At 41.1% G+C, this 14,771-nt stretch carries 17 protein-coding genes; 12 read left to right on the top strand and 5 right to left on the bottom strand.

Translation table 11 applies throughout. The features are described from left to right. Positions 1-50 precede the first annotated feature (50 nt). Complete coding sequence (locus AC27FM_RS10545; RefSeq protein ID WP_487088099.1) at positions 51-506, bottom strand: Fur family transcriptional regulator; 456 nt, start codon at positions 504-506, stop codon at positions 51-53. A 238-nt stretch (positions 507-744) separates the two neighbouring features. Here AC27FM_RS10545 and AC27FM_RS10540 point away from each other — a divergent pair, with 238 nt between their 5' ends. From AC27FM_RS10540 to AC27FM_RS10520, 5 genes are all read left to right on the top strand, one after another. Continuing rightward, complete coding sequence (locus tag AC27FM_RS10540) at positions 745-1,443, top strand: VIT1/CCC1 transporter family protein (protein ID WP_487088097.1); 699 nt, start codon at positions 745-747, stop codon at positions 1,441-1,443. Positions 1,444-1,460: 17 nt separating this feature from the next. Continuing rightward, positions 1,461-2,162 (top strand): VIT1/CCC1 transporter family protein, encoded by a 702-nt coding sequence (locus AC27FM_RS10535; RefSeq protein WP_487088260.1) that lies wholly within the window; start codon positions 1,461-1,463, stop codon positions 2,160-2,162. A gap of 83 nt (positions 2,163-2,245) precedes the next feature. Then, complete coding sequence (locus AC27FM_RS10530; protein WP_487088096.1) at positions 2,246-3,079, top strand: putative RNA methyltransferase; 834 nt, start codon at positions 2,246-2,248, stop codon at positions 3,077-3,079. A 66-nt stretch (positions 3,080-3,145) separates the two neighbouring features. Further along, complete coding sequence (locus AC27FM_RS10525) at positions 3,146-4,075, top strand: DMT family transporter (RefSeq protein ID WP_487088095.1); 930 nt, start codon at positions 3,146-3,148, stop codon at positions 4,073-4,075. Between the two features lie 113 nt (positions 4,076-4,188). Further along, entirely contained in the window at positions 4,189-5,118 is a 930-nt protein-coding gene (locus tag AC27FM_RS10520; protein ID WP_487088093.1) for a DMT family transporter, read from the top strand. 30 nt (positions 5,119-5,148) lie between these two features. Here AC27FM_RS10520 and AC27FM_RS10515 read toward each other — a convergent pair whose 3' ends face one another. Then, the gene (locus tag AC27FM_RS10515; RefSeq protein WP_487088091.1) at positions 5,149-5,418 is read right to left on the bottom strand and encodes a metal-sensing transcriptional repressor; all 270 of its coding nucleotides are present in this window, start codon (positions 5,416-5,418) and stop codon (positions 5,149-5,151) included. A 168-nt stretch (positions 5,419-5,586) separates the two neighbouring features. Here AC27FM_RS10515 and AC27FM_RS10510 point away from each other — a divergent pair, with 168 nt between their 5' ends. Beyond that, positions 5,587-5,910, top strand: coding sequence for a thioredoxin family protein (locus AC27FM_RS10510; protein ID WP_487088090.1), 324 nt, complete (start codon positions 5,587-5,589; stop codon positions 5,908-5,910). Between the two features lie 59 nt (positions 5,911-5,969). Here the strand turns inward: AC27FM_RS10510 and AC27FM_RS10505 are convergent, their stop codons facing one another. Continuing rightward, entirely contained in the window at positions 5,970-7,001 is a 1,032-nt protein-coding gene (locus tag AC27FM_RS10505) for an SDR family oxidoreductase (protein WP_487088088.1), read from the bottom strand. Positions 7,002-7,117: 116 nt separating this feature from the next. Here AC27FM_RS10505 and AC27FM_RS10500 point away from each other — a divergent pair, with 116 nt between their 5' ends. Next, a complete protein-coding gene (locus AC27FM_RS10500; protein WP_487088087.1) occupies positions 7,118-7,678 on the top strand; it encodes a TetR/AcrR family transcriptional regulator in 561 nt (186 codons plus the stop codon). A 197-nt stretch (positions 7,679-7,875) separates the two neighbouring features. Here AC27FM_RS10500 and AC27FM_RS10495 read toward each other — a convergent pair whose 3' ends face one another. Continuing rightward, positions 7,876-8,904 carry an LCP family protein gene (locus tag AC27FM_RS10495; RefSeq protein WP_487088085.1) on the bottom strand — a complete coding sequence of 343 codons (1,029 nt, stop codon included), beginning with the start codon at positions 8,902-8,904 and terminating at the stop codon, positions 7,876-7,878. 83 nt (positions 8,905-8,987) lie between these two features. Continuing rightward, a complete protein-coding gene (locus AC27FM_RS10490) occupies positions 8,988-9,635 on the bottom strand; it encodes a TetR/AcrR family transcriptional regulator (RefSeq protein ID WP_487088083.1) in 648 nt (215 codons plus the stop codon). 91 nt (positions 9,636-9,726) lie between these two features. Here AC27FM_RS10490 and AC27FM_RS10485 point away from each other — a divergent pair, with 91 nt between their 5' ends. From AC27FM_RS10485 to AC27FM_RS10465, 5 genes are all read left to right on the top strand, one after another. Continuing rightward, positions 9,727-10,731, top strand: a complete 1,005-nt coding sequence (locus AC27FM_RS10485) for an NAD-dependent epimerase/dehydratase family protein (RefSeq protein WP_487088081.1) — start codon at positions 9,727-9,729, stop codon at positions 10,729-10,731. Between the two features lie 186 nt (positions 10,732-10,917). Then, complete coding sequence (locus AC27FM_RS10480; protein ID WP_487088079.1) at positions 10,918-11,196, top strand: hypothetical protein; 279 nt, start codon at positions 10,918-10,920, stop codon at positions 11,194-11,196. A 99-nt stretch (positions 11,197-11,295) separates the two neighbouring features. Continuing rightward, positions 11,296-11,784: a cysteine hydrolase family protein gene (locus AC27FM_RS10475; RefSeq protein WP_487088078.1), complete on the top strand. Its 489-nt coding sequence runs from the start codon at positions 11,296-11,298 to the stop codon at positions 11,782-11,784. A 49-nt stretch (positions 11,785-11,833) separates the two neighbouring features. Then, complete coding sequence (locus tag AC27FM_RS10470) at positions 11,834-13,240, top strand: C69 family dipeptidase (protein ID WP_487088076.1); 1,407 nt, start codon at positions 11,834-11,836, stop codon at positions 13,238-13,240. An 83-nt stretch (positions 13,241-13,323) separates the two neighbouring features. Beyond that, positions 13,324-14,757 carry a C69 family dipeptidase gene (locus AC27FM_RS10465; protein ID WP_487088075.1) on the top strand — a complete coding sequence of 478 codons (1,434 nt, stop codon included), beginning with the start codon at positions 13,324-13,326 and terminating at the stop codon, positions 14,755-14,757. Positions 14,758-14,771 lie beyond the last annotated feature (14 nt).

Below are 14,771 nucleotides of genomic sequence, written 5' to 3'. Positions count from 1 at the left end.
AATAGTGCAAAAAAAGTCCGTGAGATTTTCACGGGCTTTTTAGTTAGTTATTATTTAACACCTAGTTTAACTTGACACTCAGGACACAATCCGTAGACTTCCATGTGATTACCGGAGATCATGTAGCCAGAGATATCAGCGGTGCGTGCTTCGAGGTTCTTCTCGTCCTTATCGAATCCGGGATAAGTTACATCGACGATCTTCCCACAATTAGTACAGATGGCATGGTAGTGTGGCGTGCCAAAGTAATCATAGTGGGTACTGCCATCGCCATTTTGGAGCTCGACCACTAGATGATGCTCTACAAAAGTGTTGAGAGTATTGTAGACCGTTGAAGAGCCCATGTTGGGAAGGTCTTTGCTTAGAGCATCACGAATGGTTTCTACCGTTGGATGGTTATGATGACTGGCAAGATATGCCAAGATGATGTGACGCTGTGGAGTGACACGTAACTTGCGATCCTTTAGAACTTTTAATGTCTCCTCCATGACAGAGTTATTAGCCATAAGCGAACTTCCTTTCTGTGATGTATTCCTACCTGGGAATCATTACAACCTAATTATAATACCCGAACTATAAAAATATCAATTAATATTGTTTGAAATTAATTGCTGTATTGTTAGTTTATGAGTTTACTTTTTTCTTAAAAAGGATTATTATGTACTCGTTAGCAGATAAGAATCATTCCAAACTAGAAATGATTACAAGATACTAATCATTAGTATTAATAAGGGAGCGAAGAAAATGCAGAAGGCACAAAATGTAAAGAAGACCAAGAGTTTAGCTGAAAAAATCAATGTTATGCGTGCCAGTGTAATGGGCGCTAATGATGGGATCCTTTCAGTAGCCGGTATCGTTATCGGTGTTGCTGGCGCCAAGAGTAATAGTTACGCGATTTTCTTAGCCGGTATCGCTGGTATGCTTGCCGGAACTATCTCGATGGCTATGGGTGAGTGGGTCTCTGTCAGCACACAACGTGACAGTGAACGCCATGCAATCGAAAAAGAATCAGCCGCACTGGACGGTAATTACGACGGGGAATTCGAGTTTATTAAGAAGAAGTATCAAGAAACTGGTATCTCAGAAGAACTAGCTCACAAGGCGACTAAAGAAATGATGAGTGATGATCCACTAGATGTAGCCGTGCGTGAACGTTTTGGTTTCAATCCGCGGGAACACACGAGTGCTATCGCTGCCGCAATGGCTTCGATGATCTCATTTCCTGCCGGTTCTATTTTGCCACTAGCTTCGATCACTCTTTTTCCAGAGGATATTAGAATTATTGCGACAATCATCGCCGTTGTGATCGCATTGACGATCACTGGTTATACAGCTGCCGCTTTGGGTAATGCTAACAGAGCCAAGGCTGTGTTTAGAAATGTTATTTCAGGAGTTTTAACTATGATCGTAACTTACTTCATAGGTTCATTATTCGCACATTAAGGAAGTGAAAAAAATTGATGAAGGCAATCAATGTTCCAAAACCAAAAAAGCAAAAGAGAACGATGGCTGAACGTTCGAATACACTTCGTGCCGGAGTTTTAGGCTCAAATGATGGAATTCTAACAGTCGTTGGTGTCTTGTTCTCAGTTGCCGTTGCGACAACTAACCAATTTACTATTTTTATTGCGGGTTTGTCAGATCTTCTAGCATGTGCTTTTTCAATGGCTTCTGGCGAATACGCATCAGTCAGCTCCCAAAAGGATACAGAAAAAGCAGCTATTGAAAAAGAACGTGAATTGATCAAAACTAATTATCAAGATGAAGTACAAGTTGTAGCTGATTTCTACGTTGAACGTGGCGTAACTGCACAGACGGCTAAGGAAATCGCAGAAGAATTAATGAAAAAAGATGCTCTAGGAACAGTCGTCAAAGTAAAGTATGACCTTGACCTTGGTCATTATATGAACCCTTGGGATGCGGCCTTTTCGTCACTAGCCGCCGCCGCTTCAGGTGGGGTCTTCCCATTGTTCGCAATGACACTGCTACCAGTATCGATGCAGTGGCCCGGAACGATTATCGCAGTCACATTGTCAGTAGCTTTGACAGGCTTCTTGAGTGCAAAGCTCGGTGATGGCTTGGTCAAAACGGCTATTATCCGAAATGTCATTGTCGGTATTATTACGATGATCATTCACTATTCAGTTGGTATGATGCTATAAAATAAGGAACACTGAGTGTGCCCCTTATTTTTTTTGGCTTTGGTATGGTAGACTGAAATAAGATTGATAAGAATGGTAATAAAATGAATAAAAATAAAATTAAACGTTTTGCGGATAGCGATGATTTTTTCAGTTGTCCTATTTGTCAGGACCAATTGACATTGCAAGGAACCAGCTTAACTTGTGCCAATAATCATAATTTTGATATTTCAAAGTATGGTTACGTTAACTTCCTATTAAATATGAAACAACAAAAGAATTACGACAAAGAAAACTTCGCCAATCGTGGTCTGATCCTGCAAGAGGGATTGTACGATCACATCTTGAACCGATTGATCGAGATAATCAGAGATTTATCAGTTACGAATATCTTAGACGCTGGCTGTGGAGAAGGTTACTATTCTCGAGAGATTCAGCGGTCTCTACAAAAACAACTATTGGCTTTTGATATTTCCAAGGACTCCGTCCAGCAAGCTGCTCGCCAAGACCAAGAGAATGCGGTCAAGTGGTTCGTCGGTGATCTAGCACAGCTACCCATCCAAGATCAAAGCATCGATTGTATCTTGGATATTTTTTCGCCAGCTAATTACCACGAATTTCACCGGATTTTGACTGATTCAGGGTACTTGATCAAGGTCATACCTGGGGAAAATCACGTGGTCGAGCTACGTCAAAAAGCCAGTGATTATTTGCGAAATGACAGTTATTCTAACAAAAAAGTTTTGGAATATTTCGAAGAACACTTCAAGGTCGTGGATGAGATCAATGCAACGCAGACGTATTCCGTTTCACCAGAAGTACGTGCCGCGTTCATTCAGATGACTCCATTGTTATTCAATGTCGATACTAAAAAAATAAACTGGGAGGAAATTAATGAGATAACAGTTGATTCAAAGATTTTAATTGGAAAAGCCTAAACTAGCGGTATTGCCAGATAATCATTACTACTTTCAGAATGGTTAATGTTGTTGGGGGTGTAAAAAATGAAAAATAAAAAAAGAGGTCTATTCAACGCCATAGTCGGGGCGATCCTTTGGGGAGCTTCCGAAAGTGCAGCCGAGTATTTATTTTCAGTATTACATGTTTCACCGAATTGGTTGGTAGGGGTCCGATTGTCCACTGCCGGAGCTTTGTTGCTACTGTGGTATGGTATGACAGCTGGCAAAGCTGTCTTTGATATATGGAAAAAAAAGACTTCTTGGATTATGCTGATAGTCTTCTCCGTTTTGGGAGTTATTCCATCACAATGGACTTGCTTCTTGGCGATCGACTACGGTAATGCACCTACGGCAACGGTTTTACAATTTCTAGGACCGTTATTTATCATTGGCTATTTGTCGGTAGCTAATCGAGAATGGCCACGACGTATCGATAGTATTTCGGTAGTCTTAGCATTAGGTGGCACGTTCTTATTAGTCACGAGTGGTAGCTTGAATGGATTGGTCCTATCACCTTTAGCACTGTTTTGGGGTGTGATGTCTGGTGTCGCTACGGCAACTTATACTTTGATCCCACGCGGACTACTCAAGGAGTATGACTCTCGGTCCGTTGTAGGTTGGGCGATGTTGATCGGTAGTTTGGCTTTCACTGGCGAATTAACTACTAGACCAATACCTAAGTTAAATTTCTTTGGAATCGCTTCGATAATCTTTATTATTATCTGTGGTACGATGATGGCTTATCTCATGTACGTCAGCAGTCTACGTGACTTGTCGCCTAGTTCGACCAGCATGTTGAGTGCTTTTGAACCACTGACAGCGACGATTCTCTCAGTAACATTACTGAGTACACCTTTCACCTTAGTGCAAGTGCTCGGAGGCATCCTAGTCTTATCGACGACCTTCTTGCAGGCACTACCAGTGAAGCAAGCAGAGCAATCTGATCAAGAAGAAAAATTAAGAGCGAATGCTTAAAAAAGAATCTGGGTGACCAGATTCTTTTTGATTCTGTTGTGACAAATTGAGCGGAAGTGTTGCACGATAGGCTGATAAGTTCATAATGGTTAGTGTTTGTGAGGGATTTTAGAATGAAGAATAAAAAAAGAGGTCTGTTTTTTGTTATATCCGGGGGAATACTGTGGGGAGCCTCCGGAAGTAGTGCTGAATATGTATTTTCAGTTCTACACGTGTCACCCAACTGGCTAGTGGGTATACGACTATTTACGGCAGGATTATTATTGTTGCTGTGGTATGGTGCAACAGCAGGTAAGGCTGTCTTTGATATCTGGAAGAAAAAATCTTCTTGGATCATGTTGATATTATTTGCGGCTTTGGGAGTTTTGCCATCGCAGTGGACGTACTTTTTAGCCATCAATTACGGTAATGCACCGACAGCAACGGTATTGCAGTTTTTGGGACCGTTATTCATCATCGGTTATTTGACGATAGCCAATCGAGAATTACCACGGCGGACTGACGTTATTTCAGTTATATTAGCCTTGATCGGGACTTTCTTACTCGTGACGAATGGTAAATTAACAGGATTAGTCTTATCACCCTTGGCATTGTTCTGGGGAGTGATGTCTGGTGTTGCTTCGGCGACTTATACCTTATTGCCACGTGGCTTGTTAAAAGAATACGATGCCCGTTCAGTCGTAGGTTGGGCGATGTTTATTGGGAGTTTTGCCTTCATTGGTGAAGTCACCACTAAGCCAGTACCTAAGCTCAATTTGCTGGGGATCGCTTGTATTCTCTTTATCATCATCTTCGGTACGATGCTAGCTTACTTGTTCTATCTCAGCAGTTTGCGTGACTTGTCACCAAGTACGACGAGTATGTTGAGTTCATTCGAGCCACTGACGGCGACGATTTTATCAGTGACGTTGTTGAGTACACCTTTCACCTTAGTGCAAGTGCTCGGAGGGATCTTGATCTTATCGACGACGTTCCTTCAAGCCTTACCAACGAAGCGGACAGAGCAGTCTAAACAATTAGAAGAAGCTGAATCTAACAATTAAAAAAAGAATCTGGTCAGCACCAGATTCTTTTTATTTTGTCTTCAACATCAAGTCTAAAGAATTTTGTAATTCCTTGATCTGCTGTTCACTGACACAGTTGGCATTTTGGCGGATATTTTGAGCAATCACTAGTTTCATCGCTTTATCGACACCGGACTTGACTGCGGACAGTTGGACCAACACTTCATCACAAGCTCGGCCATCTTCCATCATATGTAAGATGCCGTCCAGCTGACCACGTGAACGTTTGATCTGACTGGTGATTTTTTTGCTGGCAAGTTCTTCTTCAGTTTGAGACATATTGGCCTCCTAATTAGTTTTTATTACCGCTATTATACCCAGCCGGGTATTGTACTTCAAATAATATGCTGAAGCTAGTATTTTAAGGGGAAGCAAATTGATTGATATATTGTACCATAGGGGGTATATTGTTAATTGAAAACAAATATAAATACGAGGGGTATTAATATGAGCAATATCAAAGAGATTTCTGACAAGACCTTCAATGATGAGACAGCTTCAGGATTAGTTATTACTGATTTCAATGCTGACTGGTGTCCTCCATGTAAGATGATGAACCCAATCCTTGAAAAACTATCATCAAATGATGAATTAGGTGATAAAATCAAATTTACTGCGATGAATGTGGATCATAATCCCGAAACACCTAATAACTTTGGTATTCAAGGTATTCCAACCTTTATCATCAAAAAAGACGGTGAAGTAGTCGGTCGTATGGTCGGTTATCAACCAGAAGCTAAGTTCCGTGCTGCATTGGAACAATACATGTAATCAAAAATAAAGCCAGTGAGTTAAAATCTGATGATTTTAACCGACTGGCTTTTTTGGACTTATTTCACAATTCCCAAATCAATCATTGATTGTGCAGTTGCTAGGATGGCTTCTCGTGATGAGCGTGGATGCCAGTCTAACAAGGTAATGGCTTTTTGATTACTGGTCTCGGCATATTTACCAACGATTGATGCCACCATTCTCAGCATGGGATTAGTTACGGCTGCGGCTTTAACGAGCATGTCTGGCATGACTTTTTTAGGAAGGTTGTTCGCAAAGCTAGGGAAGTTATCTCGCAATAACTCTGCTACGTCGAGCATGGAGAGCGTCTCACCAGTGGAAGCGAGGAATCGTTCACCTGCTGCCTCTGGCCTGGTCATAGCTAAGATATGTAAACTGGCTACGTCGCGTACGTCCACATAACCTGAATCGACATTGGGAACTGCTTTGATTTTGCCTGTTAATAAGTCTTGGATCTGAATGTTGGAATGAGAATAGTCATCAGCAAGGACTGGTCCCATGACGCCGACTGGATTAACGGTCGCTAACTCCATACCATTACCTTCGCGAGCAATGAAATCCCAAGCGGCGTGTTCAGAAAGAGTTTTTGATTTTTGATAGGGATGGATATTCTTGCCCTCCAAATTGGACCAATCTTTCTCAGTGTAGGGGGTAGTCCGATGATTATGTCCTGCAAAGATGGCGCCGTAAGCTGAAGTGAGGACAACTCGTTTTACATCAGCATCTCTAGCAGCCTGGAGAACTCTTAGAACACCATCGACTGCTGGACGAATCATTTCAGATTCATTTTTGAAATTAAGAGTTGGTGTGGGCGAAGCAACATGGATGACATAGGTGGCGCCACTCACAGCTTGTTTCCAACCGGTATCTTCAGTCAGATCAGCTTCAGCAAAGGATAGTCCTGAAAAATCAGTAATACCACCATTTGTCAGCATTTTTTTGATCAAGTCAATTTTCTTAGATGAACGGATCGTGGTGCGAACGGGATAACCTTGTTGTAATAATTGTAAGATGATGTGTACGGCGATAAATCCACTTCCGCCAGTAACGACAACTAGTTCTTTTTTCATAAATTAATAAGCCTCCATATTTGTTACACTTGTAACGTCTGTGAAGGTATCTTACAATGACAATAAGCAATTAACAAGTAAATAACCAGCATCTGTGACAAAAGGAGAAAATTGTAATGGCAGCAACTAATCACGCGCAAAACATCAAAAAAGATTCACAGGCGTATTTGACGACCGCTTTATTACAGCTATTAGAAACCCAAAATTTTAAAGATATCACCGTGACACAAGTGGTCAAACGTGCTGGTGTCAGTCGTATGGCATTTTATCGTAATTTTGAGACATTAGATGATGTTTTGAAAGCCTATTTTGCCCCCCAAATAGCAGCCCGCTTTGCGGATATTGATCAATTGGTGATCGAATCTGAGAAATTACAGGCCATGGGTAACTTTTTTTCAAGTTTTGCGGAACCGTTAAAATTAGCACAGAAACACGGTTTTGAATACATTATCCAAGAGATCTTTAGTGATAATATTGCTAGATTCTATCAAACAACCAGTCTGACCAATTCCTTGAGTGCCACTCAGAGTAAGTATTGGTCACGGTTTATGGCTGCTGGAGTTTATGCGATTTGGCGTGAATGGCTCTTAGGTGGTCAGACTGAATCATTGTTAGAGATCCATCAACTACTAGCGGCTTTCCACGAAGGAACTCTGACGAGTCTTTTGCACCATTAACAAACGCTGTGCGTAAAGTCGTCATTGAAACTGAAATTGTAAGTTAAGCGAAAAAGTACCTATAACTCAATTATTTCTCAGCTGAGTTTACAGGTACTTTTTTGACGGTTGAAACTATTTTAGAGAAGAATTTTTTCTCGTACATGATATCTAAGACGGCACATATCACGATGACAAACTTTCTGGTTAACCCTAACCTAGTAAGTATTATCAGTGTAATAAGTAGTGTCCAAGCCATGAGTATCATAATCAGTGTTATTAGGATCTTTGAAGTAGTCAGCGTTCAACTTATTTAATTTTGTCTCAGTATTGTTGAGTGTTTTTTGTGGCAATCCGAGATTGTCGCGTAACGTATCAGAAGCTTTTTGCAGAGTGTCGGTCGAGAGGACTTGATATGAACTACCGTTGATCCAAGCATTTTGTCCCTGTAACTGTAGAGAAGTCAGATGCTTGCCAGCGCTATGATACTTGAGCGGGAACATTTCCATTTGTGAATCAGTCAGATCAGAATTGACATCGGGTCCTAATTTAGAAATCAATTCAGGTAGTTTCACTAGGTACTTAGGTTTCTCCAACTTCTTCACTACGGCCTTTAGGACTTGTTGCTGGCGTAATTGTCGTCCGTAGTCACCACGTGGGTCTTGATAACGCATCCGAACGTACGATAGTGTCTGTTTGCCGTTTAGATGATGCGTGCCTTTGGGGATGGTGATGCCGTCATAGCTCACTTTGATCGGAGTAGTGACCGTCACTCCATTGACGAAGTTGACGGTTTTTTCTAAGGCGCCCATGTTGATCGCTACACTGTAATCGACATCGATCCCCAGCAGTGCGCCTACGGTTTTTTTAGCCATCTTAGCCTTGCCGATATTGTAGGCGGCATTGATCTTCTGCACGTCCTTCGAGTTCTTACTTGCACCTACGATCTCTGCCATCGTATCACGGGGGATCGAATAGATCGTGGACGAATCGGTCTTCGGATTAAGCGTGACGATCATCATCGTATCGGAGTTGCCGCGGTCAACTCTACCGTCAGCACCGGTGTCAGCTCCCAACAGTAATATAGAGATGGGTTTACCTTGATTGATTTTTTTGGAAACACTGGTTTGGTTGTTATCCACAGAATCTAGCGCCTTTTTACCTTGATAAACATAGACGCCTAAAGCAATCCCCATGATCACCAATATCGAAACTAAGATAATAACTACTCGTTTAAAAATTTTCATGATTTTCTCCAAATATAAAAATAAGATCGATCATACTTATGATGTATCTATTTTAATCATAATTACTTAATAATGTAAAGTAATTACTTGGAAGCAATCGAGTAAGTCGTCTGAAATTCCTTGATGATATTAGCCTTGAACTGTTCGATCTGTTTCAGATTTAATTTAGTTCTTACTTCTGGAACTAAGATACTGTTGAGTTGAGCTGTAAAATATTCATTCAAAAAGTTTTCAGCATGATTGATCGCCAAATTACCATTTAAGGTTTGTTGCAAGATCTGGTTGATCGTCGCCTTGTTTTGAAAGTTGATGAATTCGCCAGAAATATTACTGACGAGATAGTTCTTCATCTGCATCTTTTGATAATAAGCTAAGAAGCCATTGAAGTAGTTTTCGTATTCGTTTTGAAGTTTAACAAATATCATAGGGTACGATTCCTGCAATTCATTCTCAAACTTAGTAGTCGAGGAACCGGTCAGTAACATTGTATTCAATAGTACCTTCGGTAAATCATCGAGAGTGTCCTCATGGTCGAAGTCATTTCTTTCGATGAAGTCTAGATGCCGATCGACCACTGCCTGAACTATTTCATCTTTGTTCTTAAAATACAAATATAATGACGCACGACTGATACCGATAGCCTTGGCGAGTGTTGCCATGGATAGTTTTTGAAATCCCTTGATCAGGATGATGTGATTGAGCTTGATAATGAGCTGATTTTTTTTGTCCATACTATTACCTCAAAAAATAATTATACACTACTTTACAAATTAGACAATATATTGTATTATTTGTCTAATTTAAAAATAAGAGGTCAATCAAATGAAAAAAGTAGTAGTTACAGGTGCATCTGGATTCGTCGCAGGCTGGGTGATCGTAGAATTCTTAAAGAATGGATATGAAGTCAAAGGTAGTTTGCGTTCAATGAAAAAAGCTGATGCTATTCAAGCAAATATTGAACATTTTGTCAGCGCAGAAGAATTAGCTAACTTGTCCTTCTTCGAGGCTGACTTATCGAGCAAAGCTGGTTGGGAAGAAGCTATCAGTGGTACCGACGGTGTCATTCACGTCGCATCCCCAATGGGCAATGGTACCGAGTCGGTCGAACAACTGACTAGTGTAGCTAAGAGTGGCGTCCTCAATGTATTGAGTTCCGCCAAGGAAGCGGGGGTCAAGCGAGTAGTCATGACTAGTTCACAGGCGGTTTCCACACCGACTGATTCAGCACGTGCAGTAGTCTTGGATGAGAGTTTTTGGACTGACATCAACAATCCTGAATTAGATCCATATCGTATCTCCAAAGTCGAATCAGAAAAAGCCGCCTGGGCCTATGCTAAAGAAAATGAGCTTGATTTGACGACTGTATTACCGGGAGCAATCTTTGGTCCGATCATGTCGGAACAAACAATGAGTTCGAATGGGATTCTCAGACAAATTCTTAAAGGTCTACCAGCGATTCCCAAAGTACCAATGGAAATCTCTGATGTCCGTGATCTAGCTAACTTACATCGGTTAGCTTTTGAATCTGCCGATGCCATCGACCAACGCTTTTTGGCAGCGTCACAATCACTAACGATGGCAGAGATCGCTCAAGTCTATCGAGCACATTTTGTTGATCGCAAGGTCACTGTTCGGACAGCACCGGATGGATTGGTGAGGATTGCCGCACGCTTCGTCCCTAGTATCAGATCACTAGTACCAATGTTGGATCGTCAATATCGTCATACGACTGATAAGGCAGAATCAGAGTTAGGTTGGAAGCAACACAAACCTGCGCAAACTGTGATCGATTCAGCTCAATCAATGATCGACTTATATTTGATATAAAACTAAATATAATCATCTTAAATATTTGATAATAATTATTAGAATAATTCTCATAATATGAGTAATTAATATAGGTATAAGTGACCCTTTTGTGAGCAAAAGGGTTATTTATTTTTAGGCTAAGTGATATTATATAGTTGTAACATGAAAACGTTTGCAAAATGTATTTTATGAGGAGATGATCTTATGACAAACAAGAACGTAATTAGAAGTATCAAAGATTATGTTGATGCTCTTGAGGTGAAGGTGGTTTTTTCTGAGCCTACTAATTTCGATCCGATTGACTATCCACAATTGGCTGAAATGGGTAAGTGGACTCATGATAAGATCAGAAATACTTTGACGTTGAATGCTAAACATCTTATTGACTACAGCGAGGGCGACTTAGTCAGAGCACTGTCGGATTCAAGGGTCGATCCGAATAAATATGTCATTCAGTTCTTGCCAGTATCAATGAATATTTAGCGCTAGAAAGAGCTACCGAGACAAAATTAAATTTGTCATGGTAGCTCTTTCTTTGTATAAAATATTTGTTATGATAGAGGTGAATAAGGGGATGATAATATGCCAAAACTAGCACAAGTTCTAGTGGTCATAGATATGCAAGATGCCTTAAAATACAGTTACAATTACGATGCGCTCTTGAGGTCAGTCAATAAGAGAATTGACACATATCGTTTTGCCAATTTACCCATTATTTTTGTTAAACATAATGATCAAGATATAATCAGAGGCAGTCAGATGTGGCAATTCTCAAAGGGACTAGAGGTCAAGGATAGCGACCTGGTGGTTGAAAAAACTCATGCCAATGCCTTTTATAGGACTAATTTAAATAATTTATTACAACAGAATAGTATGAGTACGATCGAATTCTGTGGCGTGCAGACGGAGATATGTTGTGATGCCACTATCAAGATGGCGCACGGACTAGGTTATAAGCTCATCATGAGACACGATATGACGTCGACTTATGATAACAACTACATGACCGCCGAAAATACGATTGAATTTTATGAAAGCATTTGGAGCGGTAGATTTTTAACGTTCGTTTAATTAATAAGTAAATACAGAATGAGTATTAGATAGATGGAGGAATGATAACATGCAAAAACATTCGGCCTGTTCATCGATTATGGTCGGTAAGAAGGCTGCCATGGACGGCAGTACTTACATTGCTAGGAACGAGGACAACTTTGTTGCCATTTATCCCAAGAAGTTTTATGTGGAGTCAGCTGTCTCCGGACAAGATAAGACTTATAAGTCTTCCTATAATAATCTGACTGAGAAACTTCCTCAAGACGGCTATCGCTATACTTCTTCGCCTGACGCTGATACGACCGAGGGTCTGTATGAAGAAGATGGTATCAATGAGAAGAATGTTGCTATGAGTGCAACGGAGAGCGTCTACGGTAACGAACGGGTCTTAGGATACGATCCATTACTGCCCGACGGAGTAGCAGAAGATTCGATCACAACACTAGTCTTGCCGTATATCGACTCAGCTAGAGCCGGGGTCGAACGCTTGGGCAGTTTGATCGCAAAGTATGGATCTGCAGAGAGCAATGGCGTCCAATTCAGTGATCCAGATGAGATCTGGTACATGGAGATCGCCACAGGTCATCATTGGGTCGCTATCAGGATTCCGGATGATTGCTATGCCTTTGCGGCTAATCAGATCGGTATCGAGGAGATCGACTTTGATGATTCTGACAGTTACATGTGGTCGGCGGGTATTCAAGATTTCGTGTCCGAACATGATTTGAATCCGGATGAAGATAAGTTCAACTTCCGGCATATTTTCGGAACGGATACGAAGACTGACCACCATTACAATACGCCTCGGGTCTGGTTCGCCCAGAAATATCTAAACCCTAGCACGGTGCAGGATCCTGAGTCACCAGAGCTGCCATTCTTGTGTAAGCCAGAGAAGAAGGTCTCAGTCGAGGATATTCAGTATGTGCTGAAATCTCATTATAACGAAACACCATTCGATCCCCTAGGCAGTGGAAGTGAGGATGACAAACGCCGCTATCGTGCTATCTCATTATCACGGACGGCCAATGCCCATATCTTGCAACTACATCCCAAACACTTGAGTGTCGAATGGAAGTGCTTTGGAATCCCAAGTTTTACACCATTCGTACCATTCTTCACCAACGCCAATGATACTGATGCTAGCTATCGGGACATATCTGACTCGATGAACTTGACAGATGCTTACTGGATCTATGAAGCTTTGTCGATGGTAGTTGAGACACATTATTCTGACTTCATTGAAGAAGACCTAGATTATCAAAAGGAACTGTCACAATGGGCTAGAGATAGGATCGATACCGTTGAGCAAGAAGTGAGTTCCTTGTCAGACGCTGAGTTGGTCGGTTATTTAACAGAACAGAATCATGAAATCGCTACGTACTATAATGATCAGGCTAAAAAATTGTTAGCCAAGTTAGTTACAAAAGGTGCTGAGTTGTCAAACTTAACATTTAAGATGGACCCTAATCTTTAATTATTAAAAAGAGTATAATTAAATTAATAACCAAATTTCGAGCAAAGTTATTTATGATGACTTGCTCAATACAGGAGGGCAATATGACAGAGACAGATCACATCGAACTTTCAGCATGTACTTCAATGATGGTTGGTAAAAAGGCCGCTATGGAGGGTTCGACTTATATTTCTAGAAACGAAGATCGTGTAGTCGCAATCCATCCTAAGCGCTTTTTCGTACAACCAGCTGTATCCGGACGCAAGGAGACATACGTGTCACCATACAATCAATTGACTGTTCCACTACCTGAGAGTGGTTATCGATACACTTCCACACCGAATGGTGATCAGAGTGAAGGTCCTAATGAAGAGGACGGCTTCAATGAGAAGAATGTTGGTGAGAGTGCAACTGAAAGTGTCTACGCCAATGAACGTGTCTTAGCTTATGACCCATATATCAAGAATGGTCTCGCAGAAGATTCACTGACAACTTTGGTCTTGCCATTCATCGACTCAGCTCGTGATGGTGTTCGTTACTTAGGTGAGCTGGTTAAAAAATACGGTTCTGCCGAAGGAAACGGTGTCCAATTTAATGACAAAGACGAAGTTTGGTATATGGAGATCGTTACTGGTCATCAATGGGTAGCAGTTCGTATCCCTGATGATTGCTATGCCGTAGCAGCTAACCAGATCGCTATCGAAGATATTGACTTCAGTGATCCTGACAATTACATGTGGGCCGAAGGTATCCAAGAATTCGTTGAAGAACACAACTTGAATCCTGATTCTGATCGTTGGGACTTCAGACACATCTTCGGAACAGATACTGAAAAAGACCATCATTACAACACGCCACGAGTTTGGTTCGCGCAAAGATACTTGAATCCAAGCATCGAACAAGACCCAGAATCTCCTGAATTACCATTTATCCTCAAACCAGAACGCAAGATTTCACTAGAGGATATCCAATATATTCTAAAATCACATTATAATGAAACAAAATACGATCCACTTGGCCATGGTAGTGAACATGATAAGAAGACTTATCGTGCTATCTCATTATCACGGACGGCTAACTCACACATCCTTCAAATGCGTGACTCCGACAAGAACGGTGCCGCTGGTGTCCAATGGCTCGGCTTCGGTATTCCAAGCTTTTGTCCACACGTACCATTCTTCACTAACGCCAACGATACGGACGAGTCTTACCGTGAATTGCCAGACAAGATGAACTTGAAGAGTGCTTACTGGATGTATGAAGCTTTGGCTATGATCGTAGAGTCACACTACGCTGAATTCATTCAAGCAGATATTGATTATCAAAAAGAACTGTCAGAATGGGCTCATCGCAAGATCGAAGAAGTGGATGAAAAAGCAGCCACTCTGTCAGGCGCTAAATTAACTGAGTACTTGACGACTCAAAATCACGAGATCGCTACACATTACAACGACGCTACTAAGGATCTATTAGCTGAGTTAGTAACACAAGGTGCGGAATTGTCGAAGTTGAGCTTCAAGATGGATCCAAATCTATAATATTTGATTAACAA

Source organism: Companilactobacillus sp. y65-5 (genome assembly GCF_057541095.1).
This window is presented reverse-complemented; position numbering and strand designations above follow the sequence as displayed.